Here is a 21,804-nt window from a genome sequence, read left to right as displayed (position 1 = left end):
GGAGCGGCTATTCCTTCCGGCCCCAGGCCGAGATCATCGGTGCCGTGGCCAGGTCCATGGTGCCGGAGGCGACGTTGGCCAGGTGCCGGTCGATCTCCTCGTCGGTGGCCAGACCCGCGGCGACGAGGCGGGCGCGGATCTGGCGGACCGTGGCGGACTCCAGGGCCGCGCAGGCGGCCGAGGTGACCGGGAAGTACGCGTCGGCCTCCACCTGTCCCAGGCCCGCCTCCCGCAGCAGACGCGGCAGCCTGCGCCCGTACGACAGGTCGGCTCCGCGGTCGGCGAGGAGCCGGCGGAAGCCGCGCCGCAGCCGGTTGGCGAGTTCCTCGGCCGGGCCGTGCTCGTCGGGGCACAGCAGGGGCTGGAGCGCCGGGTCCGCGTCCTCCAGCAGCAGCCGGCCGCCGGGCCGCAGCGCGCTGATCATGGACCGCAGCGCCCGCTCCCGGTCCGGGACGTGGACCAGGACGAGCCGGGCGTGCACCAGGTCGAAGTCCTCCCCCGGCGGTTCGTCGGCGCCGACGTCATGGACGCGCACCTCGACCGTGGGGCCCGCGGCCGCGGCGACCAGCGAGGTGTCGATGTCGGTGGCGACGACCCTGCCGTCCGGGCCGGCCCGCTCGGCGAGCCAGGAGACGACGGACGTGCCGCCGGCGCCGACCTCCCAGCACCGCAGGCCGGGTCCGGCGCCGAGTGCCTCGAGGTGGCGGAAGGTCGTGGGGTCGAAGAGGGTGGCGAAGGCGTCGAAGCGCTCGCCCGCCTCGGTCTGCCGGTTGGCGAGCAGGTAGCCGTCGCCTTCTCCGGGCGCGCTGGTCGTCATGCGGCGATCATCCCAGTGGGCCGCGCCAGGCCGGATGGCGCGGGTCGTCGGCGCGTACCAGGACGTCGGCCGTGCCCGCCGGGTCGGTCTCGGCCTCGTACCGCTCGAAGGCGGGCAGGGTCCAGTGGTCCGGCTCGGGGGTACGGCGGCGCAGGGCACCCTGGGTCAGCAGTACGTGCACGGTCAGGTCGAAGGGGAACCAGTGCCGCAGCAGGAGCGGCCCGTGCAGCAGGAGCAGGCCGCCCGGCGGGAGCGGGACGTAGGAGCTGCGGGTGGCGCGGTCGGTGACCGGGTCCCACAGGTCAGGCAGGACGCGGCCGTCGCCGCCGGGTTCGAGCGGGCCGAAGACCTCGCGCCACAGGGCGCCCGTGTCGAGCCAGCCGTTGTAGTACGACTCCGGGTCGTGGTGGCCGTGTTCGTACCGGAGGGAGGCCGGGCGCAGGAAGCCCTCGGCGCCCACCACCAGCGAGGGGCGGCCGCGCACACGCAGCGCCTGCGACACCCGCTCGGCCAGGTCGCCCGGGCGGGCCGCCGGGGCGCCGTCGAAGGCGATGCGCGGCCAGGGGCCGCCGTCACCCGGCTCGAGGTCGAGCAGCCGCTCGGCGAGGAGGTCGCCGAGCCGTTCCCAGGTGATCGCTTCGAGCCGCACAGCGCCCATGATGCGTCAGGGGCGGCCGGTGGCGCAGAGGAGTGCGCTGAGGGCTGCGCAGAGGGGTGCGCAGAGGAGTGCGCAGAAGGGTGCGCCGGGGCGCGCGCCGGGGAATGTACCCGGCATGACCTCGGCTTCCTTGCCCCGCGCGGGACTTGTCGTCGTCCAGCCGCTGCGGCGTAAGCACTGCGCCCGGTGCCGTCGTGGACCGCAGCCCCTGCTGGTGCTGGAGGACGGCGTGCCCCGCTGCACGGACTGCGCCGACCTCGGGCACCTGGTGTTCCTGCCGCGCGGCGACACCGCGCTCACGCGCAGGGCGCGGGAGGAGAGCACGCTGTGGGCCGTGGTGGTGCGGTTCAACCGGCGCAAGGGCCGCTACGAACGTCAGGGGCTGCTGGTGGAGGAGGGTGCGCTCACCCGGGCCGAGCGGCGGTGCCTGGCGGACGCGGAGGCTCGCCGCCGGCGGCGGGCGCGGGACGCCCGGCGGCGGGCGGCGCAGGACGCGCGGTTCGTGGCGGCCTTCGCGGCGGAGATCCGGCGGCTGTACCCCGGCTGTCCGGCCGAGCGGGCCCTTGCCGTCGCGGCGCACGCCGCGGAGCGCGGCAGCGGGCGGGTCGGGCGCAGCGCGGCGGGGCGGGCGCTGTCCGAGGGCGCGGTGACCTCGGCGGTCGCGGCGTCCGTACGGCACCGGGAGACGCCGTACGACCACCTGCTGATGGCGGGGGTGGCGCGCCCCGAGGCGCGGCGGCGGATCGCACCGGTGGTGCGGTCCGTACTGCGGTCGTGGCGCGAAACCGGAGCCGAGGCGGGGGCCGGACCGGGGCCGGCGGCAGGGCCTGCGGCGGAGGCGGCGGCCGAGGCCGGCTGAGCCCGGTCCTGCCCCGGGAAAGCGCTGTCACAGACTGCTGTCGCACACTCTGCGCGCAGGGCCGGTGGGACGTATCGTGGCCGGAAGAGTGCCGCCCGATGTCGCACGGCCCTGTCGTACGCGGACACGAGGGAGACGGCCATGGCCGATCCCAAGGGTTTCATGACCACCCCCCGCCAGGAATGGCCCCGCAGGCCCGTCGGGGAGCGGGTGCGGGACTGGGACGAGGTCTACGTTCCCGGGGCGCTGCTGCCGATCATCAGCAAACAGGCCGACCGCTGCATGGACTGCGGTGTGCCGTTCTGCCACGACGCCTGCCCGCTGGGGAACCTCATCCCCGAGTGGAACGACCTGGTCTCCCGGGAGGACTGGCGGGCGGCGAGCGACCGGCTGCACGCGACGAACAACTTCCCGGAGTTCACGGGCCGGTTGTGTCCTGCGCCGTGCGAGGCGGGGTGCGTGCTCGCCATCAACCAGCCCGCGGTCACCATCAAGAACGTCGAGTGCGCCGTGGCGGACCGCGCCTGGGCGGAGGGCTTCACCCCGCCGCGCCCGCCCGAGCGGCTGTCGGGCCGGACGGTGGCGGTGATCGGGTCCGGTCCGACCGGGCTCGCCGCGGCCCAGCAGCTGACCCGCGCGGGACACACGGTCGCCGTGTTCGAGAGGGACGACCGGCCCGGCGGGCTGATGCGGTACGGCATCCCCGCCTTCAAGATGGAGAAGCACCATCTGGAGCGGCGGCTGGAGCAGATGCGGGCCGAGGGGACGAAGTTCCGTACGTCCACGGCGGTCGGGCGGGACGTGGGCGCCGGGGAGCTGCGGGCGCGCTACGACGCGGTGGTGATCGCCACCGGGGCCACGGCGTGGCGGGAACTTCCCGTGCCGGGGCGGGAGTTGTCCGGCATACATCAGGCGATGGAGTATCTGCCCCTGGCCAACCGCGTGTGCGAGGGGGACATCGAGGCGTCGCCGCTGTCGGCCGCGGGCCGGCACGTCGTCATCGTGGGCGGCGGTGACACCGGGGCCGACTGCCTGGGCACCGCGGTGCGGGAGGGCGCGGCGTCCGTGACCCAGCTGGACATCTACGCCCAGCCGGAGGAGGAGCGCGACGAGGACAGCGAGCCGTGGCCCACGTACCCCAAAATCTACCGGCTCTCGGCCGCGCACCAGGAGGCCGGGGAGCTGCGCACGGCGCCCGCGGCGGACGCCGACGCCCGGCTGTTCGCGGCGTCGACGCTCCGTTTCACCGGTGACGCCGAGGGGCGGGTGCGGTGGCTGCACCTGGTCGAGGTGGACGCGGCCCGGCGCCCGCGGCCGGGCACCGAGCGCAGGCTGCCGGCCGGCCTGGTGCTGCTCGCGCTCGGCTTCACCGGGCCCGACCGCGCGGACGGGCTAGTGGACCAGCTGGGGCTCGACCTGACGCCGCGCGGGACGGTCGCGCGGGACGCGGGCTTCGCGACGAACGTTCCCGGCGTGTTCGCCGCGGGGGACGCGGCCCGCGGCCAGTCGCTGATCGTGTGGGCGATCGCGGAGGGACGGGCGGTGGCGGCCGCGGTGGACCGCCACCTCACCGGCAGTTCGAGCCTTCCGGCGCCGATCGGACCGTACGACCGTCCGATGACGGTCTAGTCGGCCGCGGCCCGGGCTCGCGTCACGGCTGCCACGGCCCGGATCGCGTCACGGCTCGCCCGGCCCGGATCGCGTCACGGCTTGCGCGCGACCGCCCCGTAGCCCGGGATGACCCCGTCCTCCTGGCCCGGCACCGGCTCGCCCAGCTCCGGGTGCCACTTGTGGACCACCTCGACGCCGGGCTCCACGAGTTCGAGCCCGTCGAAGAATCGGGTGAACTGCTCGCGGGAGCGCAGCGCCAGGGTGACACCGGCCGCCTTGAGCTTCTCGGTGGCCGCCGCCGAGTCCTCGGGGGTGAAGTCGGCGGTGGCGTGGGTCATCATCAGGTAGCTGCCCGAGGGGAGTTCGGCGAGCAGTCGGCCCACCAGCTCGTGAGCGCCGTCGTCGTCGGAGACGAAGTGGAGCAGCGCGACGAGCGAGAGGGCCACGGGACGGCCGAAGTCCAGGACCTTCCTGGCCCCTTCGACGACGGTCGCCGGATCCCGGACGTCCGCCTGCAGGTACTCCGTGACGCCCTCGGGCGTGCTGCGCAGCAGTGCCGCCGCGTGCGCGAGGACGATCGGGTCGTTGTCGCAGTAGACGACGCGCGCGTCGGGCGCGACCCGCTGGGCCACCTGGTGCAGGTTCGGTTCGGTCGGGATGCCGGTGCCGACGTCCAGGAACTGCCGTATGCCGTTCCCGGCGAGCCAGCGGGTGGCCCGGTGCATGAACGCCCGGTTGACCCGTGCCATCACCGGCACGCGGGGGTCGAGTTCCAGCATCTGCCGCCCCATCGCCTCGTCGACGGGGTAGTTGTCCTTGCCGCCGAGATACCAGTCGTACATCCGCGCGGGATGCGGCCTGCTGGTGTCGATCCCGGCGGGACCGGTCGCGTTGAGGGGATCGGGCCCGGGCGTCCCGGTCATGAGGCACTCCGTGAGCATCTGGTGAGGCGGGCGGGGGAAACAAAGCCAATGATCAAGTCAGTACCAGGATAAGGGGGTTGAGTGAGGAAAAAGGATTCGGTTCAGGACAGGAGGAAGTCCGCCTCCCCGGCCTTCGCGCCCTCGATGAAGGCGGTCATCTCGTCGGTGGTGTAGATGAGGGCCGGCCCGTCGGGGTCGGTGGACTGCCGTACCGCGATCCGGCCGTCGGCCAGCTTCATCGCCTCCAGGCAGTTGCCCCCGTTGCCGCCGCTCCACGGCTTGTGCCAGCCTTCGCTGCCCAGCTCGCGCGCGGGCATGCCGTTGTAGATCCGCTCACCGCGGATCCGCTCACCGCGACGGCGCGGCGCGGGCTGGGACGTGATGCGATCCATTCACAGCTCCTTGCGGAAATCCCGGAGGATCTCCTTCGTGCGATGTGCGGTGGCGGCCTGCGCCGCCATGCGGTCCATGACCTCGAGATGGGTGGCCACCTCGCTGCGCGCGTCCAGGTAGACGGCGCCGGTCAGGTACTCGCTGTAGACCATGTCCGGCAGTTCGGGCACGGCGAATCGGAACAGTACGAACGGCCCGTACGTGCCGGGGTGCGGCCCCGAGGAGAACGGAGCGATCTGCAGCGTCACATTGGGCAGACTCGCGGCCTCGAGCAGTTTGTCGGCCTGGGCACGCATCACCTCCGGGCCGCCCACCGGGCGGCGCAGCACGGTCTCGTCCATCACGACCCAGAACCTGGGGGCGTCGGAACGGGTGAGCAGTTCCTGGCGTTGCATGCGCAGCGCGACATGACGCTCTGTCTCCTCCGGGCTGGTCTGGCCGACGGCCCCCGACTCGAGCACCGCGCGCGCGTAGCCCTCGGTCTGCAGCAGGCCGGGCACGAAGTGCGGCTCGTAGGACCGGATGAGGGAGGCGGCGCCCTCCAGGCTGACGTGCATGGAGAACCAGCCGGGCAGGATGTCGTGGAACCGCTGCCACCAGCCGGGGCGGTTGGCGTCCTCGGCCAGTTGCACGAAGCCCTCGGCCTCTTCGTCGCAGACTCCGTACGCCTTCAGCAGCAGTTGCAGATAGGGGATTTTGAGGGCGACCTCGGCCATCTCCATGCGGCGGACCGTGGCGGGGGCGACGCGCAGGATGCGGGCGGCCTCCTCACGCTTGAGTCCCGCGCGCTCCCGCAGGTCGAGCAGGCGCCGGCCGAGCACGACCTGCCCGACGGTCGGCGCCGACCGCGGCTCGCTCACGCTCCACCTCCGACAACGCGTCCAGCTCTTGAAGAAACGCTTCCGTCCGGCCGTGGTCCCGCTCCCACGGGGGAGCCGGACGGCCCCGCGCCAACAGCCGTGAGCCCGCCCGGTCCTCAGGGGTCCGCGCAGCTCAGCGGCGCCTTTCGCCTGCACAGCCCTGCGGCGCCATTCGAAGATCCCTTCGAAGACCCGGGGGTCCTCGCCGATCCCAACTGGCGCCGCGCGACGTGCTGTTGCGAGCAGTGTGCCACGGCCTTCCATCGCGTCACACCGCACTCTGCATTTTTCACAGTGACACTTGCCAAGTGTTCACGCCGGGGCGATAGTGGCAAGCGTGATTCCGTCCCCGCCCTTAGGAACAGACGCCGCCGCGGGCCTCACCGGCCCCGGTGCCCCCACCGGAGCGGGCCCCCTCGGGTCCGTCGCCGGGCGCCGGTTCCGCTTCGAACTGGCCGCGCATCCGGGTTCGCCCGCGCAGGCCAGACGTCTGACCCGGGCCCGCCTGAACGGCTGGGCGGTGTGCGAGGACACCTGCGACACGGCGGCCCTGGTCGTCTCCGAGCTGGTCACCAACGCCGTCGTGCACACCGCGAGCACCCGCGTCGTCTGCGAGTTGCGGGACGGCGCCGACGTCGTGCGCATAGCCGTGCGCGACGAGGGCTGCGCGCCGGGTGAGCCGCATCCCTCGCCGCAGCAGCCGGAGGAGGAGCACGGGAGGGGACTGCTCCTCGTCGACGCCCTGTGCCGGTCCTGGGGCGCGCAGCAACACGGGCCGGGGCTCGTGGTGTGGGCGGACCTCCCCCGCGGCAGCACCGCGCCGGACCCGCACGGGACCCGCGGCCCCCACGAGGTCAGTGACGATCTCGGCTGGGGTGCCCGGCCCAAGCCGGCGCCGCACCGCGCCCCCGACGACGAGGCCGACGACCGCCACCGCCAGGCCCGCCAGGGCACCGGCGACGGCGGCACCCCCGCTGCCGGACCGGGCGAGCGCCGCCCCGGGCGGGGCGTTCCGCACCAGGCGTCCCACCAGGCCCCGGCCCGAACGGGGGCCGTATGGCTGTGAGCCGCGTTCCCGGAGCCCGTGGCCAGGTGGTCAGCCTCGACACGCTCGTACGCCTGGGACGCGGTCTGCGCACGTCCGGCCGGCCCGGCACGCCCGCCGCCCCCCGGCGGCTGACCGTCCCCGAGGGGATGACGGCGCCGCTGGGCTGTGACGCGGTGGGGGTGCCCGCGGGACTCGGGCCGCTGCTGATGCCCCGGCTGCCTCGCGTGGGCTGCGTCTACGCCGACGAGAAGCACTGGTGGTGGATCGTCCCCGCCGACTCCGACTACGCGCTGTGCTGGCCCGCCCCCGCGCACTACGCCACCGGGGCGGTCCTGCCGGACGCCCCCTCGGCCGCGCTCCCGGAGCTACTGCACCGCCCCGACGGCAAGGTGCCGTACACCCCGCCGATCCCCCTGTACCTGGCCCTGTGCCGGATCACCGGGACCACACCGGCGTGGTCCCGCCCCGTCAGCGCGTAGTACGGAGCCCGTCCCTCGACACGGGACCCGCGCGGGACGCGTGAGCCGCACGCGGCCCCGCACCCTCCCGGCCCCCGCCGCCGTCGCGCGCCCGCGCGCTTCCCCCGCCGGTTCGTGCGCCCTGCCCGGTGCGCGCCGGTGCGGCGATAGTGGCGTTCGTCCACGATCGGGGGAGGCCGCAGGTGAGGATGCGACGCGGGGGTGGAGGCGAGCCGGACGGGCCCGAGGTGTCGGAATCCGAGCGGCTGCTCTTCGGCGGCCCCCTGCGCTACGACATGGGCTGGAACCAGCACCGTGACGCCTTCCTCGAGCTGAACTTCCGCGGGATGCTGCGGCGGCTGCCCGGCCTGCTCGCCTCGAGCTTCCGGCTCGCCCGGCAGGCCGACCCCAGGGCCGCGCGGACCGTGCTGGCCGCCGAGTCCGTGCGCGGTCTCGCACAGGCGGTGAGCCTGCTCGCGGTGAACAGCGTGCTGGGCCGTCTGATGGCCGGCGGCGCGCTGCAGGACCGGCTGCGCGGCGCCGTGCCCGCGCTGGTGGTCATGGCGGCGGTGATGCTGGTCGGGGCGCTGCTGAGGGCGGCGTCGACGTACGCGACCGGCCGGCTCGAGCCGAAGGTGGAGCGGGTGGCCACCGAGCTGTACCTGGAGCGGGCGGCGGCGGTGGAGCTGGCCGCGATCGAGGACCACGCGTTCCACAAGCTGCTGGACACCGCGCAGTACGGCGCCGCCTCCGCCCGCCGGATGATCATGTACGGCACGCGTGTGGTGAACGCGGTGATCTCGCTGATCGCGGCGGCGGGTGTGCTGACCGTGCTGCATCCGGTGCTGCTGCCGCTGCTGGTCACCATGACGCTGCCGAGCGCCTGGAGCGCGCTGACCAACGCGCGGCGCCGCTACGAGTCCTTTCACATCTGGGTCCAGCACGCCCGCGCGGGACACCTGCTCAGCGGGCTGCTCACCGAGCCGGCGGCCGCGCCGGAGATCCGGGTGCACGGGGTGGGCCCCTTCCTGCTGCGCCACTACCGGGCGATGTCGGAGACGGCGGAGGCGGAGCAGGCGCGGCTGGCCCGGCTGGCGGCCCGCACCGGGCTGTTCGCGGCGGCCTGGACGGGGCTGGCGACGGTGGCGACGTACGCGACCCTGGGCGGGCTGCTGCTGGCGGGGGCGATGGCGCTGTCGGTGGCCGGTACGGCGGTGATCGCGATCCGCACCGGGTCGGCGAGCCTGGACACCCTGGTCCTGGAGGTCAACCAGCTGCACGAGGAGGCCCTCTTCGTGGGTGATCTGCAGCGCCTCTACACCGAGGCGGCCGAGCGGGCGATCCCGGCCGGCGGCAGGCCGCTGCCCGAGGACCCGCGCGAGATCCGCTTCGAGAACGTCACGTTCGGCTACCCGGGCGAGGAGGTGACCCGGCCCGCCCTCGACGACGTCACCCTGAGCATTCCGCTCGGGCGGATCGTGGCGCTGGTGGGCGAGAACGGCTCGGGGAAGACGACCCTGGTCAAGCTGCTGGCCGGGCTCTACACGCCGGACAGCGGCCGCATCCTGTGGGACGGCGTGGACGCGGCGACGGCCGACCGGCACGCGCTCGCGGAGCGCATCGCCATGGTGGCGCAGGACTTCAAACGCTGGCCGTTCACGGCCCGGGTCAACGTGGCGGTGGGCCGCTCGTCGGCGCCGCTCACCGAGGAGCGGCTGGCGGACGCGGTCGCGGACGCGGGCGCCGGGGAGGTGGTGGCCGACCTGCCGCGCGGGCTGGCCACCCTGCTGGCGCGCGACTTCAGCGGCGGGCACGAGCTGTCCGGCGGGCAGTGGCAGCGGCTGGGCATCGCGCGGGCCGCCTACCGGCGCGGCAGCATCCTGATCGTGGACGAGCCGACGGCCGCGCTGGACGCCCGGGCCGAGCTGGAGGTCTTCGAGCGGATCCGGCGGCTGGCCGACGGAGGTCAGACGGTCGTGCTGATCACCCACCGGCTCGCGTCCGTGCGCCACGCCGACCTGGTGTACGTACTGGAGCAGGGGCGCCTGGTGGAGTCCGGCCCGCCGGACGAGCTGCTGGCCACCGGCGGTCTCTACGCGGAGCTGTACGCGCTGCAGGCGGAACAGTTCACGACCCGGCTCCCCACCCCGAGGCCGAGCTGACCGGACCGGCACCACGAACGCTCGGGACGGTCGTCGGGCGAAACGCACACCCGCGCGGGCACGCGGGTGACCCCCGCGCACCCCGACGTCACGCGGTCGCGTCACCGCCCTGCTCGCCGCGGACGATCACCAGGAAGGTGTCCGTCGCGAGGTCCATCACGACCTCCGCCGCCAGGCCCTCCAGACGCCGCGCATGCGCGAACTCCTCCGCCGGCCACGACCCGCGCGGACCGCCGGCGGGAAAGCGCTCGAGCACCGTTCGCCCGTTCACCTGCACCTCCATGTAGCGCTGTACTCGTAGAGTTAAACGCCAAGCATGGGGCGAGCGCCTCGGCCGGTGACGGTATTGAGACGTACTTGACACGCGTTCAACGCCGAAAGTGCGTCTCACCTCACACTTCCGGCCCTGTCGATCACTTTTCGCGTCAACTCGCGTACACCCCGTGTTCACCTTTCACCCGAGACGCCGTCCTCGCGCCCGTAAGGGTCTGTTGACGACAACTCGGGCTCATGGGGCGGTCGTTGACATACCTTGGACCCATGGCGCTGCACGATCACAGGGACGATCCGTGGCGGGTGAGGGTGGACGACGAGCGGGGGGCGGTCTGCGGTGCCGGGGTCCTGCTCGACGACCGCCATGTGCTGACCTGCGCCCACGTGGTCCGCTACGCCGGGGCGGCACCCGGTGGCGCGGCGGCACCGGGCACGGCGCCCGGGTGCGGGGCGCCCCGTCTCCGGATCACCAGCGTGGCCTGCCGCCCCGAGTGGACGCGCACCGCGCGCGTGCCGCCGGGCTCCTGGGTGCACGAGGACGGCACCCGCCGGGGTGACGTGGCCCTGCTCGAGCTGGACGAGCCGGCCCCCTGCGGCACCCGGACCACTCTGTGGAAGGTGCCGATCTCCGGGGTCAGGGTCGGGGTCTACGGCTTTCCGGCGGCGGAGCCGTACGGCATCTGGACGGAGGCGGAGCTCGCGGGGGCCGGCGGCCGGGAGGGCGAGTGGGGGCTGCTGCGGCGGCTGCGCGAGGGCGACCCGTGGATCGAGAAGGGCTACTCGGGCGCCGGGGTGGTGGCGCGGGACGGCGAGTTCAAGGGCCATGTCATCGGCATGGTGGTGGCCGACTACGTCAACGGCGACGCCCGGGCGGCGTGGATGCTGCCCACCGAGTCGGTGCTGGCGTACCTGCCCCGGATCGGTGAGTTCACCGACGGCGACCGCACCGACGAAATGGGCCCGTACCACGACGAATCGCCCGCCGACGTGCTGGGCGATCCGCTGCGCCTGGCGCTGACCCGGGAGCTGACCCGGCTGCTGGGCGGCGGCTGGACGGGGACCGCCGTCGTGGGCACCGGCGGCACGACCGGGGTGGGTTCCTCCTGGCTGGTGCGGCTGGTGCGCACCGCCGACCCGGCGGCCCGGGCGGCCGCCTCCGACGGCGAGCTGACCGGTGCGCCGGGCGACACGGTCCTCGGACTCGGCTCCATCGACGCCGCCTACGACGCCCGGGACCGGTCCGTCGCCGAGGTGCGGGACTATCTGGCGGGCCGGTTCGGGCTCGGCTCCGGCTCGACGCGGGACGTGGCGCGCCGGCTGCTGCGCCGCAGGCCGCCCGCCTGTGTCGTGATCGGCGGCGTCGACCGGGCCGCCGATCCCGGCGCGCTCGTCCGGGAGCTGCTGGCGCCGCTGGCCGGGCGGGCCCGTTCGCGCGGGATGCGGCTGGTGCTGGGCTTCGTGGACCGGCCGCCGGACGACCTGCCCTACGACGTCTCCCTCGACCCCGAGCCGCTGCGCGCCGGCGCCGTGGCGCGGCCGGTGAGCTCCGCCCGGACGCAGTCGGCGGTCGGGCGGCTGGCCGCGGCGGAGGAGGCCGCGGCACGGCTGGAGCGGGAGTGGGGGGCGCACTTCTTCGGCGCGCCCCGGCTGCCGCACGCGGCCGCGCCACGGCTGCGGGTGCGGCTGGCGGTGGCCCGCAAGACCGAGCCGAATCCGGAGCTCGCCGCGCTGCACGACGACGCCGTGCGGGCGCGTGCCGAATCCGAGCACTACGAGCGCGCACTACGGCGCATGATCACGGCTCACCAGGACCTCACCACGAGCCTGGAGCTGCACCGGGTGCGGGCCGCCCGGTTCTTCGGCGAGGAGGACCGCAGGCTCGCCGAGCTGCACGCGCCCGCCGCACGTGCGCTGCGGACGGCGCCGATCGACCTCACCGCGGCCCGGACCCTGGTGAGGCGCTACGTGGACGAGGTCAACCGCCGGATCGACGAAGGGTGACGCCATGCGGATGTGCAATCGCCCCGACTGTGGCCGCGGCGAGATCGACGACAGCGGCTTCTGCACCGAGTGCGACCGCGAGCCGCTGCCGCCGGACCGTGCCGCGGCCGCCGGCCGGGATGCCGGACCGGGACGGGGACCGGGGCGCGGCGCGAGCGTGGGGGTGGCGCCCGTGCGCCCCGACCCCTGGTACGGCCTGGCCCTGGCGGGCGACGGTCACGCGCCCGAGGCGCCCGCCGTCCCGGCCGGAGCGGCCGGTCCCGTCGCCGAGGAGCACCGCTTCTGCCCCAACCCCGGCTGCGGGCGCCCGGTCGGGCGCGGGCAGGGCGGCACGCCGGGCCGTGTCGCGGGCTTCTGCGCGCACTGCGGCACGCGCTACGACTTCGCCCAGCCGCACGGCCTGACCATCGCGGGGCGCTACGCCGTGGAGCGCGTCCTCGGCTCGGGCGCCTACGGGGCGGCGTACCTGGCGCACGACCGGAACCTGAGCACGCACGTCGTCGTCAAGGCCCTCAACCGCTCCGTGGCCGCGACCGCCGAGCACGAGCGGGACGTGCTGGTCGGGCTCCGGCACGACAGCATCGTCCGCATCCTCGGCTACGAGCGGGAGGGCCCGCACCTGGTGCTGGAGTACGTGCCGGGCGATCCGCTCTCCGCGCGGGACGGCGACCGCCTCGAGACCCTGCTCGCGCACGGCGTCCGCGTCCTTCAGGCACTCGACTACCTGCACGCCAGGGGCCTGCTGCACTGCGACGTCAAACCCCTGAACATCATCCGGTACCGCGAGGAGTCCCCCGCCGGGCCGCTGGACCGGGTGCGGCTGATCGACTTCGGCGCGGTCCGCTCCCGCGAGAAGGACACCGGGCCGGTGGTCGCGTACACCAGGGCGTACGCGCCTCCGGAGGGCGATCCGGAGCACATACGGCCCACCGGGGGCTTCGACCTGTACGGGCTCGGCATGACGCTGCGCGAGGTGTGCCGGGCGCACGGGGGCGACCGGGCGGCGCCCGGGGTGGACTCGCTGATGCTGCTGCTGGACCGGGCCACGGACACCGCCGTGCCCGGACGCCGGTTCGTCTCCGCGCGGCAGTTCGGGGAGCAGCTCAGCGGAGTGATCCGCCAGATCGTGGCGGCCGCGCCGACGGGCCGCCAGGTGACGCGTCCCTCCGCGCTGTTCGGCTCGATGACCGAGCCGCTGCACGGTGGGCTCGGCGCGGCGCGCCCGCTCGCCCACTGGGTCCGCGCCACGGCCGACGACCGGGGGCGGCTGTCGATGCCCGCGCCCTTCTCCGCGCCGGCCGCCGCGGACGTGGCGGTGGCGCTGCCCGCTCCGCTCTCCGATCCCGACGACCCGGTTCCGGAGGCGGCCGGCGGCGCGCTGGCCGAGAGCAGGCTGGCGCTGCGCCGGCGGGACCTCGCGGCGGCCGAGCGGGCCCTCGCCGCCGCGGACCTGCCCGAGTGGCACTGGCTGGGTTCCTGGTACGCGGGGCTGATCGCGCTCGCGCGCGGGGACGCGGCCCTGGCCACCGGCCACTTCACCGACGTACGAAGAACGCTGCCGGGCGAGCTGGTCCCGCAGCTCGCGCTCGGTCTGTGCGCGGAACTGCGCGGCGGGCGAGAGGACCTGGAGGTCGCGCGGTCCCACTACGGCACCGTCTTCGCCACCACGCCCGCGCTCGGCGCGGCGGGGTTCGGACTGGCGCGGGTGCAGCAGTCGGCCGGGCGGCGCGCGGACGCGGTGGCCGTGGCGGAGCGGCTGGCCGGGGAGTTCCGCTACGAGCGCGAGGCGCGCGTCGCGGCCGTGCGCCTGCTGGTCATGCCCCTCACGCCGGCGGAGCACGGCGAAGTCACCGAGGAGGACCTGGCCCGGGCCCGTGAGGCGGTGGCCGGGCTGGAGGTGGAGGAGGCCGCGGCGGCGGGGCTGCGGGCGGAGATCCAGTACGCGGAGTTCCTGCGCGCCCCGGACCGGCTGCGGCTGTCGGAGGCGGTCCGCGCGCTGGGCGCGCACGCGGCCACCGAACGGGAGTACGTCGCACTGGTCGACCTCGCCAACCGGCTTCGCCCGCCGCTGCGTTGGGCACGACCATGGCGCCGGGGCGGAGCCCGTCACTCCCGTTTCGGACGCACCGCCAACACGTTAAGCTTCTGACGGGTTACGCAGGGACACGCAACGAAGCGGTCAGGGTGGTGCCGGTGGGGGACAGGTCGCCCTTGGGACTCGATTTCGCCGTCGAAGTGGACGCGCCCGAAGACCTCGCGCACGACGCGCGGCGCGCGGACGCCCTCGTCACCGTCCGGGCCCGCCCCGGCCGGGGGGCCGCGCCGCGGACGCCGGCCGCGGAGGTCCTCATCATGGACCGGTCGCTGTCCATGGCGGGCCGGGGCAAGCTGGACGAGGCCAAGCGCGCGGTGTGCGCGGCCATCGACACCCTGCGCGACGGTACGCGCCTGGGGGTCGTCGCAGGCAACCACCTGGCCGAGGTGGTCTTTCCGCCCGACGGGGGCCTCGTCCCCGTCGACACCGGCGTCAGGGAGGCCGCCAAGGCCCGGGTCGCCGCGCAGCAGGCCGAGGGCGGGACGGCGATCGGGCAGTGGCTGGCCTGCGCCGACCGGCTCTTCGCCGCCGACCGCTCCCCCGGCGCCGTGCGCCACGCGGTCCTCTACACCGACGGCAAGGACGAGCACGAGACGCCCGAGCAGCTGCGCGCGGTGCTCGACGCGTGCACCGACCGGTTCGTGTGCGACGCCCGCGGGCTCGGTGAGGACTGGAACTACGAGGAGCTGCTGCGGATCACCGAGGCGCTGCACGGCGGCGCAGAGGCCGTCGTCGACGTCACCGACCTCACCGGGGACTTCACCCGGCTGATGCGGCAGGCGCAGCGCATCGCCGTGGCCCGCGTGTATCTGGGCCTGCGTCTCAACGAACGGTTCCGGCTGGACTTCGTACGCCAGACGCGGCCGGTGGAAGCCGAGCTGACGGCACGTCAGGAGCAAGGCAGCGAGACCCACGTACCGCTGGGCCCCTGGTCGCCCGGCGAGGCCCGCCAGTACCAGGTGTCGCTGAGCTTCGACCCCGCCGCGCTGCCGGTCGGGGAGAATCTGCGCGCCGCCCGCCTCACCCTGCACGCCGAGGCCTTGGACGGCGCCCGCGAAGCGTGCTCCGAGACCCGTTCGATGGCCGTACGGCGGCGGGGCGCGGCCGGGTTCGGCATTCCGCGCTCCCCGCACCTCACCCGGGTCGAGAACGAGCGCGAGCTCGGCATGGCCATGCGTGCCTGCGCCGACGCCCAGCAGCGGGGCGACTTCGAGCGGGCGGACCGGGAGCTGCGGATCGCGCTGGGCCTGGCCGAGGACCTGCGGGACGGCGTGCGGCTGCGGCTGCTGCGCTCGGTCGCGGTGACCGGCCCCGACGGACGGCCCCGGGTGCGACGCGACGCCCCGCGCGGGCAGATGCAGCGACTGGGGCTCGAGTCGACCAGGACCGCCGCGCCGCCGGTGGACGCGTTGGACGCCGCGGGTCCGGAGGGCGCGGAGGTCCCGCCCGGCGAGGGCGTGTTGCCCCGCGTGTGCCCGCGCTGCGGCACCACGGCCGCCATGGGCACGGGCCGGTTCTGCGAGGAGTGCGGCCACCGCTTCGGGGACGTACCGGCGAACGGCACTCCGGACGTACCCACGAACGACACGCCCGTGGACGCCTCGTGACCGGGGCGGGAGGAGCGTCGGGAGGGGTGTTACGGGACGGCTGGTCCCTGCGGGACTTCGTCTCGCGCCGGCGGGACCGGCTGCGCGGGACGCATCCGACCACGGTGCTGCGCCGGCTGCGGGCCGGCGTCCTGGCGATGGTGCTGGCCACGGCCCTGCTGTACCTGCTGGTCTCGGCCCAGGCCGGCCGTCAGATCACCGCGGCCAAGCGCACCGACGCGGCCGTCCGCAACCTCGGCGACGCCCGGGAGGAGGCCGCGCGGGCCACCACGGCGCTGAGAAACGCCGCCGGCACCGGCGAGGTCGCCCTGATCGGCACCGGCACGGAGTTCGCCAACGCCACCGCACGCGTCAACTCCCTGGTGACCTCCGCGACCGAGGGCAACGCGGACGGGCAGCAGGGGCTCATCCAGATCCAGTTCGTGCAGGGCCAGTTGACCACCAGCGTGCAGCTGGCCGACACCGCGGTCCGCGACTACGACCGCAGCGGCCCGGCGGGGCTGAACGCCGCACTCCAGGCCCTGACCGCGCCGCGCGAGCAGGACAGGGTGACCAAGCGGCCCATCCCGTACACGGGCGGCCTGCTGAACTCGCTCGCCGACCTCCAGCAGCAGCAGCGCGACGCCCTCGGACGGCAGCAGAACTCCAACTGGCTCGACCCCGCCCACGTCTGGGCGCTGCTCGTCGGCCCGGCGTTCGTGATGTTCCTGTGCGTGCTGGCCACCGCCGACGTGGTGGCGCGCAGCTTCCGGCGGTACGTCAGTCCGCGTCTGCTGCTCGCGCTGCTGGCCACGGCCGCGGTCGGCGTCACCACCAGCGTGCTGTGCCGTTACGCGGCGGGGCGCCTGACCGGGCACACGCCGTTCGCGGCGCCCTGGACCACGGCGCTCGCGCTGGCCCTGTTGGCCACCGCGGGCGTGCTCGCCTGGCTGGCCTACCGCCCCCGTCTGGCCGAGTACAGGTTTCCGCGGTCATGAGAACACTCGGGGCGCGCCGGGCGCGCGGCGTCTCGCGTCAGGCCGGCCGCGTCTCACGCCTGGCTCGCTGCCTGCTGGTCCTCGTCGTGCTGCTGGCCGGGGCCGGCTGTGGCAGCGGCGGCGGACGCGACGGCAGTGTGACGATCATGGTGCCCTGGTCGGGCGACGAGTTCGCGGCCTTCAACGCGGTGATCAGGCGGTTCGAGCACGACCGCGGGGTCCGTGTGCACGTGCAGGTCACCCGCGCCCTGACCCAGCAGCTGGACGCCGCGGTCGGGGCCGGTGCGCCACCGGACCTCGCCATCCTGCCGAGCGTGGGCGCCATCTACACGTACGCCGACCACGACAAGGGCCTCAAGCCGCTCGCGACGGCCACGGACACCTTCCTGCAGCCGTTCCAGGGCCTGACGAGGGTGCGGAACCGGGTCTACGCGCTGCCGGTCAAGGTGGACGTCAAGAGCCTGGTGTGGTTCACCCCGGAGACGGTCGGGCGGGCGCGGGACACGGCGGCGGTGCGGTCCTTCGCCAAGGCGCATCCCGGTGCCTGGTGCCTCGGCCTGGAGTCGGGTCCCACGTCCGGCTGGCCCGGCGCCGACTGGATCGCCGACCTCGTCCTCGACCGGCAGGGCACCGGCGCCTACGAGCAGTGGCTGTCGGGCGGGCGGCCCTGGAAGGAGGTGGCCGCGGCCTGGCGCGACTGGCGCGGCCTGGTCGGCACCGGCGCCGAGCGGGCCTCCACGCAGATGTTCAGCGAGGCGGCCGGCGGGATGACCAGCACACCGCCCAAGTGCTCGCTCGCCCACGGCGCGCTGTCCGCCATGGGCTTCCACGCCGCGGACGTCCAGCGCGAACGGTACGACTTCGCGCCGTCGTCCGCGAAGCACCGGCTGGAGGTCTCGGCCGACTTCGTCGGCAAGTTCACCACCGGCAACCCGCACGCCGACGCCCTCGCCGCCTACCTGGCGAGCGCCGCGGCGCAGCAGTTGTGGGTGGACCAGCCCGGGGGCTACGCCTTCTCGGCCAACACCAAGGTGACCGAGTACCACAACCGGGGCGTCCAGCAGCGCGTCGCCGAGATGCTGCGCCCGGGCTCGGGCAACACCTTGTGCTTCGGCGCCGCCGACGCGATGACGCCCGACGTGTCCGCCGCCTTCTACCGGGCCGTGCTCACGTACGTGGCGCAGGACGGCTCCGATCCGATGCCGCTGTTGTCCAAGCTCGACCAGTTGCAGACCAGGCTCGGGCCTTCGGGGAAGTCCCCGGTGCCCGCGAACCGGCTCTGCGCCATCCCCTGACCGGACACACATCCCAGGTCCCCTAGGAGCCCCGCCATGCCGGACGCAGTCCAGTTCACCCTCTCCGACGGCAGCGTCGTGCTCGTGGCCCCGCCGGCCCGGGCGGGCACGGGGGCCGTGGGCCTCGGCAGCCGCCTGGAAACCGCCGAACGCACCCTGCGCCAGGCCCTGGCCCCGATCACCTCCGCCGCCGCCGAGGTCATCGGCGAGTTCCGCTCCCTCGCCCAGCGCCCCGAGGAGGTCGAGGTCGCCTTCGGCGTGGTCCTGGACGCGAGGCTCGGCGCGGTCGTCGCCGGCGCCAGGACAGGCGCCCACCTGGACGTGACCCTCCGCTGGTCCGCCACCCCGCCCACCACCCGGGGGCACTCCCCGTCCCCCACCGCCCCGGACGACGACGACGCCGACCCCGACGAGGAGACCTCCTCCACCACGTGACTAGCGTTTCGCGTACTTGTCCGTGGCTGCGATCAGGGCGTCCACCGCTGCGGGGGTGGAGGGGCCGTGGCCCGTCTCGTCGACGACGATCAGTTCGCTGCCGGGCCAGGCGTGGTGGAGCCGCCAGGGGGTGCCGATGAGGTTGGCGAGGTCGAGGCTGCCCTGGACGATGGTGCCGGGGATGCCCTTGAGCAGGTGGGCGTCGCGAAGCACCACGCCCTCGTCGTTGCCCTCTCCCAGGAAGTGGTCGTTGCCCCAGTAGTGGGTGACCGTGCGGGCGAAGCCCATGCGGAAGACGGGGTCCTCGTAGCGTTCGACGGAGCGCGGCGGGGCGGGGACGATCGCCGTCTCCCAGTCGGTCCAGGCGCGCGCCGCGCGCTCGCGCACGGCGGGGTCCGGGGACTCGATGAGCCGGTTGTACGCGGCCGCGAGGTTGCCGTCCCGCTCGGGTTCGGGGAGCCCGGCGAGGAAGCGCTCGTAGGCCTGCGGGAAGACCCTCCCCAGGCCGTGGGTCAGCAGGTTCACCTCGGCGTTGGAACCGGTGGCGACTCCCGTCAGCACGAGCGCGCGGACGGCGTCCGGGTGCGTCTGGGCGTAGCGCAGGGCCAGGACCGATCCCCACGACACCCCCCACACCAGCCATCGCCCGATCCCGAGGTGGCGGCGCAGGAGCTCCAGGTCTGCCATCACATGGGCCGTCGTGTTGACGCTCATGTCGGTGTCGTGGGCGCTCGCGTGCGGGGTGGAGCGTCCGCAACCGCGCTGGTCAAGCAGGACGATGCGATAGGCGGCCGGGTCGCAGTACCGGCGGTAGCGGGGTGTGCAGCCGGAGCCCGGTCCGCCGTGCAGCATCAGCGCGGGTGTGCCGTCCGGGTTGCCGCAGGTCTCCCAGTGGACGCGGTTGCCGTCGCCGACGTCGAGCATGCCGTGGTCGTACGGTTCGATCTCCGGATACAGACCCATCCGGGCACCGTAGCCTCCCCACGGCGCCGGCGTCGCCCTATTCGCCGTTGTCCTGATACGGCAGTCCGGCCGCCCGGGCCGCCGTGCGCAGGACGGTGCGGAGCATGTCCGGGGTCAGTCTTCCGGTGAAGGTGTTGCGCTGGCTGACGTGGAAGCAGCCGAAGAGGTCGATGCCGTCGAGCGGCACGCGCGTGCCGTGGGCGAAGGCGGGGCGGGGACGCGGCACCGTCCAGCCCGCCTCGGCGAACGCCGGCAGCGCGGCCTGCCAGCCGAACGCGCCGAGCACCACCACCGCCCGCAGCGTCGGCCGCAGCAGCCGCAGTTCCTGCACGAGCCAGGGCCGGCAGGTGTCCCGCTCGCCGGGCGTGGGCTTGTTGGCGGGCGGGGCGCAGTGCACCGGCGAGGTGATCCGCACGCCGTGGAGCCGTAGTCCGTCGTCGGCGCTGACGGAGGTGGGCTGCGAGGCGAGCCCCACGTCGTACAGCGCCTGGTAGAGCACGTCTCCGGAGCGGTCGCCGGTGAACATGCGTCCGGTGCGGTTGCCGCCGTGGGCGGCCGGGGCGAGACCGATGATCATCAGCCGGGCGTCCGCCGGCCCGAATCCGGGCACCGGCCGGCCCCAGTACGTCCAGTCGGCGAACGCGGCGCGCTTGGTACGGGCCACTTCCTCCCGCCAGGCGACCAGCCGCGGACAGGCCCGGCAGTCCGCGATCCGCCGGTCGAGGGCGGAGAGGCTGCTGGTGTCCATGCCCCCACCGTAGGGCCTCACGACCGGGCCACCGCGGGGGCGGGAAATTCGGGCGGTAGCACGGGCGGGGGCGGCTAAGGTCGGTGCCATGGTTTCCGAGCACGACATCGACCGCGCCCCGGCCGACGACACGGCCGGTGACGCGGCCGGCGGCGCGGGCAGTGGGACGCCCTCGGCCGCCCGGGCGGCCGGGGGCGCCGTCGATCCCAAGGTCGTCGCCGCCATCGCCGCGGCCGAGGCGGCCGGTCCGGCGAGCGGTGAGACCGTGCGGATCGACAGCTGGATCTGGGCGGTGCGCCTGGTCAAGACGCGGTCCGTCGGGGCCACCGCCTGCCGGGGCGGGCACGTCCGGGTGAACGGGGAGCGGGTGAAGCCCGCCCACTCCGTCCGCGTCGGCGACGAGGTGCGCCTGCGGCACGAGGGCCGCGAGCGGATCGTCGTGGTCAAGCGGCTGATCCGCAAGCGTGTCGGTGCCCCCGTGGCCGCCCAGTGCTACGTCGACAACTCCCCACCGCCTCCGCCCCGCGAGGCCGTCGCCCCGATCGGCGTCCGCGACCGGGGCACGGGCCGCCCCACCAAGCGCGACCGCCGCGAGCTGGAACGCCTGCGCGACCTGGAGCGGCTGCGCGACGCGGGCGGCCTCGGCGGCCGCCCGCGGGAGCGGTGAGCGCCGACCGGTGACGCCGGCGTCGTACGGGCTCAGCCGTGCCGCCGTACGAGCCGCAGCAGGTCGGCGTTGTGGTCCCGCCGCGCCCAGGCGATCAGGGCGAGCGGCACGATGAGGATGAGGGGGGTCGCCGCATTCTGCCCGTCGAAGACGGTGAGCTGGACGACGAACGCGCCCACCATCAGCGCGCTCAGCGCGATCGCCGCAACCGACTGCAGCACCGGGACCAGCAGCGCGACCGCTCCGGCCAGTTCGAGCGCGCCGATGGCGTACATCCCCGCGCTGCCCCAGCCGATCTTGTCGAAGGACTCGGCGGCCGAGGGGTGCGCGATGAGTTTGGGCAGGGCGCTCGCGAGCGCGTAGAACAACGCGAGCAGCACCTGCACGACTCGCAGCGCGACCCGAGCGGCACGACGGCCCCGCGTGGACCCGGTCGGGGCGGCGGTGGTGACCGAGGGGACGTGAGCGGTGGTCTGGGACGACATGGTGTTCTCCTGGGGAAGCGGTCCGGCTTGCTTTGCGTGGAGGTAGACCGCTCCCCCTCCCAGAACTCATCGCCGACCGCCGGACTCCCCGCGGATTCCTGCCTGTTGGCTGTGCCTGTTGATCACCGCTCCATGGTCACCGCCCTCACCCACACCTCGTCCTCGGTCAGATACCGGTCCACCCTCAGCCCCGCCTCCGCCAGTGCCTCCTCGAACTGCTGCCCGCTGAGCGGGCGGGCCCGGAACGTCTGCGTCCAGATCGCGTCCGGGAAGACGTACTCCGCCCGCACCGAGTGCACCCCGTCGCCGACCGGCTCGGACGACGCGATCCGCACGGTGAAGCCGGCCGGGTCCACACGCTCGCGCGGCAGATCGCGGTGGTAGTCGGCCCCTTCCCGCTGGATCAGCACACAGCCGCCGTCCGCCAGGTGCCGGACGCAGGACCGCAGCAGGCCCCGCCGCACCTCGG

Annotated in this window: 21 protein-coding genes and 1 pseudogene; 12 read left to right on the top strand and 10 right to left on the bottom strand. The window is 74.5% G+C overall.

The annotated features are described in order from the left end of the window. Nucleotides 1-7: 7 nt before the first annotated feature. Nucleotides 8-817 (bottom strand): methyltransferase domain-containing protein, encoded by an 810-nt coding sequence (locus tag IE249_RS02930; RefSeq protein ID WP_189703159.1) that lies wholly within the window; start codon nt 815-817, stop codon nt 8-10. Nucleotides 818-824: 7 nt separating this feature from the next. Continuing rightward, nucleotides 825-1,475 (bottom strand): nucleoside/nucleotide kinase family protein, encoded by a 651-nt coding sequence (locus IE249_RS02925; protein ID WP_189703158.1) that lies wholly within the window; start codon nt 1,473-1,475, stop codon nt 825-827. Nucleotides 1,476-1,590: 115 nt separating this feature from the next. On the opposite strand from IE249_RS02925, the gene IE249_RS02920 reads away from it, so the two are divergent. Next, nucleotides 1,591-2,334, top strand: a complete 744-nt coding sequence (locus IE249_RS02920; RefSeq protein ID WP_189703157.1) for a DUF2293 domain-containing protein — start codon at nt 1,591-1,593, stop codon at nt 2,332-2,334. Between the two features lie 141 nt (nt 2,335-2,475). Continuing rightward, nucleotides 2,476-3,963, top strand: coding sequence for a glutamate synthase subunit beta (locus IE249_RS02915; RefSeq protein ID WP_189703156.1), 1,488 nt, complete (start codon nt 2,476-2,478; stop codon nt 3,961-3,963). 74 nt (nt 3,964-4,037) lie between these two features. Here the strand turns inward: IE249_RS02915 and IE249_RS02910 are convergent, their stop codons facing one another. From IE249_RS02910 to IE249_RS02900, 3 genes are all read right to left on the bottom strand, one after another. After that, nucleotides 4,038-4,868 (bottom strand): SAM-dependent methyltransferase, encoded by an 831-nt coding sequence (locus IE249_RS02910; RefSeq protein ID WP_189703155.1) that lies wholly within the window; start codon nt 4,866-4,868, stop codon nt 4,038-4,040. 101 nt (nt 4,869-4,969) lie between these two features. Then, nucleotides 4,970-5,260, bottom strand: coding sequence for a DUF397 domain-containing protein (locus IE249_RS02905; RefSeq protein ID WP_189703154.1), 291 nt, complete (start codon nt 5,258-5,260; stop codon nt 4,970-4,972). Further along, nucleotides 5,261-6,121: a Sco1979 family transcriptional regulator gene (locus tag IE249_RS02900; RefSeq protein WP_189703153.1), complete on the bottom strand. Its 861-nt coding sequence runs from the start codon at nt 6,119-6,121 to the stop codon at nt 5,261-5,263. It abuts the gene before it with no gap. A gap of 337 nt (nt 6,122-6,458) precedes the next feature. On the opposite strand from IE249_RS02900, the gene IE249_RS02895 reads away from it, so the two are divergent. The 3 genes from IE249_RS02895 (at nt 6,459) to IE249_RS02885 (ending at nt 9,789) form a co-directional block, all read left to right on the top strand. Further along, nucleotides 6,459-7,187 carry an ATP-binding protein gene (locus IE249_RS02895; RefSeq protein ID WP_189703152.1) on the top strand — a complete coding sequence of 243 codons (729 nt, stop codon included), beginning with the start codon at nt 6,459-6,461 and terminating at the stop codon, nt 7,185-7,187. Further along, nucleotides 7,178-7,648 carry a hypothetical protein gene (locus tag IE249_RS02890; protein ID WP_189703151.1) on the top strand — a complete coding sequence of 157 codons (471 nt, stop codon included), beginning with the start codon at nt 7,178-7,180 and terminating at the stop codon, nt 7,646-7,648. Before IE249_RS02895 ends, IE249_RS02890 begins: the two co-directional genes overlap by 10 nt. Nucleotides 7,649-7,836: 188 nt before the next feature. Further along, nucleotides 7,837-9,789 (top strand): ABC transporter ATP-binding protein, encoded by a 1,953-nt coding sequence (locus IE249_RS02885; RefSeq protein ID WP_189703227.1) that lies wholly within the window; start codon nt 7,837-7,839, stop codon nt 9,787-9,789. An 88-nt stretch (nt 9,790-9,877) separates the two neighbouring features. On the opposite strand, the gene IE249_RS02880 is transcribed toward IE249_RS02885, so the two are convergent. Continuing rightward, complete coding sequence (locus IE249_RS02880; protein WP_189703150.1) at nt 9,878-10,060, bottom strand: DUF8839 family protein; 183 nt, start codon at nt 10,058-10,060, stop codon at nt 9,878-9,880. A gap of 269 nt (nt 10,061-10,329) precedes the next feature. On the opposite strand from IE249_RS02880, the gene IE249_RS02875 reads away from it, so the two are divergent. From IE249_RS02875 to IE249_RS02850, 6 genes are all read left to right on the top strand, one after another. Then, nucleotides 10,330-12,063 (top strand): S1 family peptidase, encoded by a 1,734-nt coding sequence (locus IE249_RS02875; RefSeq protein WP_189703149.1) that lies wholly within the window; start codon nt 10,330-10,332, stop codon nt 12,061-12,063. Nucleotides 12,064-12,067: 4 nt separating this feature from the next. After that, entirely contained in the window at nt 12,068-14,212 is a 2,145-nt protein-coding gene (locus tag IE249_RS02870) for a tetratricopeptide repeat protein (RefSeq protein ID WP_189703148.1), read from the top strand. Between the two features lie 62 nt (nt 14,213-14,274). Next, nucleotides 14,275-15,765, top strand: a complete 1,491-nt coding sequence (locus IE249_RS02865) for a vWA domain-containing protein (protein WP_189703147.1) — start codon at nt 14,275-14,277, stop codon at nt 15,763-15,765. Nucleotides 15,766-15,791: 26 nt separating this feature from the next. Further along, nucleotides 15,792-16,742 carry a hypothetical protein gene (locus IE249_RS02860; protein ID WP_189703146.1) on the top strand — a complete coding sequence of 317 codons (951 nt, stop codon included), beginning with the start codon at nt 15,792-15,794 and terminating at the stop codon, nt 16,740-16,742. Then, nucleotides 16,739-18,037 (top strand): type 2 periplasmic-binding domain-containing protein, encoded by a 1,299-nt coding sequence (locus tag IE249_RS02855; RefSeq protein WP_189703145.1) that lies wholly within the window; start codon nt 16,739-16,741, stop codon nt 18,035-18,037. The genes IE249_RS02860 and IE249_RS02855 overlap by 4 nt, the downstream gene beginning before the upstream one ends. 36 nt (nt 18,038-18,073) lie before the next feature. Next, nucleotides 18,074-18,472: a CU044_2847 family protein gene (locus IE249_RS02850; RefSeq protein ID WP_189703144.1), complete on the top strand. Its 399-nt coding sequence runs from the start codon at nt 18,074-18,076 to the stop codon at nt 18,470-18,472. Here IE249_RS02850 and pip read toward each other — a convergent pair whose 3' ends face one another. Next, nucleotides 18,473-19,435, bottom strand: a complete 963-nt coding sequence (pip, locus tag IE249_RS02845; protein WP_189703143.1) for a prolyl aminopeptidase — start codon at nt 19,433-19,435, stop codon at nt 18,473-18,475. Between the two features lie 37 nt (nt 19,436-19,472). Then, on the bottom strand, nt 19,473-20,183 hold the full coding sequence (locus IE249_RS02840) for a uracil-DNA glycosylase (RefSeq protein ID WP_189703142.1): 711 nt from the start codon (nt 20,181-20,183) through the stop codon (nt 19,473-19,475). 88 nt (nt 20,184-20,271) lie between these two features. On the opposite strand from IE249_RS02840, the gene IE249_RS02835 reads away from it, so the two are divergent. Then, entirely contained in the window at nt 20,272-20,850 is a 579-nt protein-coding gene (locus IE249_RS02835; protein ID WP_189703141.1) for an RNA-binding S4 domain-containing protein, read from the top strand. A gap of 32 nt (nt 20,851-20,882) precedes the next feature. Here the strand turns inward: IE249_RS02835 and IE249_RS02830 are convergent, their stop codons facing one another. Continuing rightward, nucleotides 20,883-21,335, bottom strand: coding sequence for a DoxX family protein (locus tag IE249_RS02830; RefSeq protein WP_189703140.1), 453 nt, complete (start codon nt 21,333-21,335; stop codon nt 20,883-20,885). A gap of 122 nt (nt 21,336-21,457) precedes the next feature. Next, nucleotides 21,458-21,804, bottom strand: a pseudogene (locus IE249_RS35965) (SAM-dependent methyltransferase); the annotation flags it as partial.

Source organism: Streptomyces anandii JCM 4720, from assembly GCF_014650655.1.
GTDB lineage: Bacteria > Actinomycetota > Actinomycetes > Streptomycetales > Streptomycetaceae > Streptomyces > Streptomyces anandii.
This window is presented reverse-complemented; position numbering and strand designations above follow the sequence as displayed.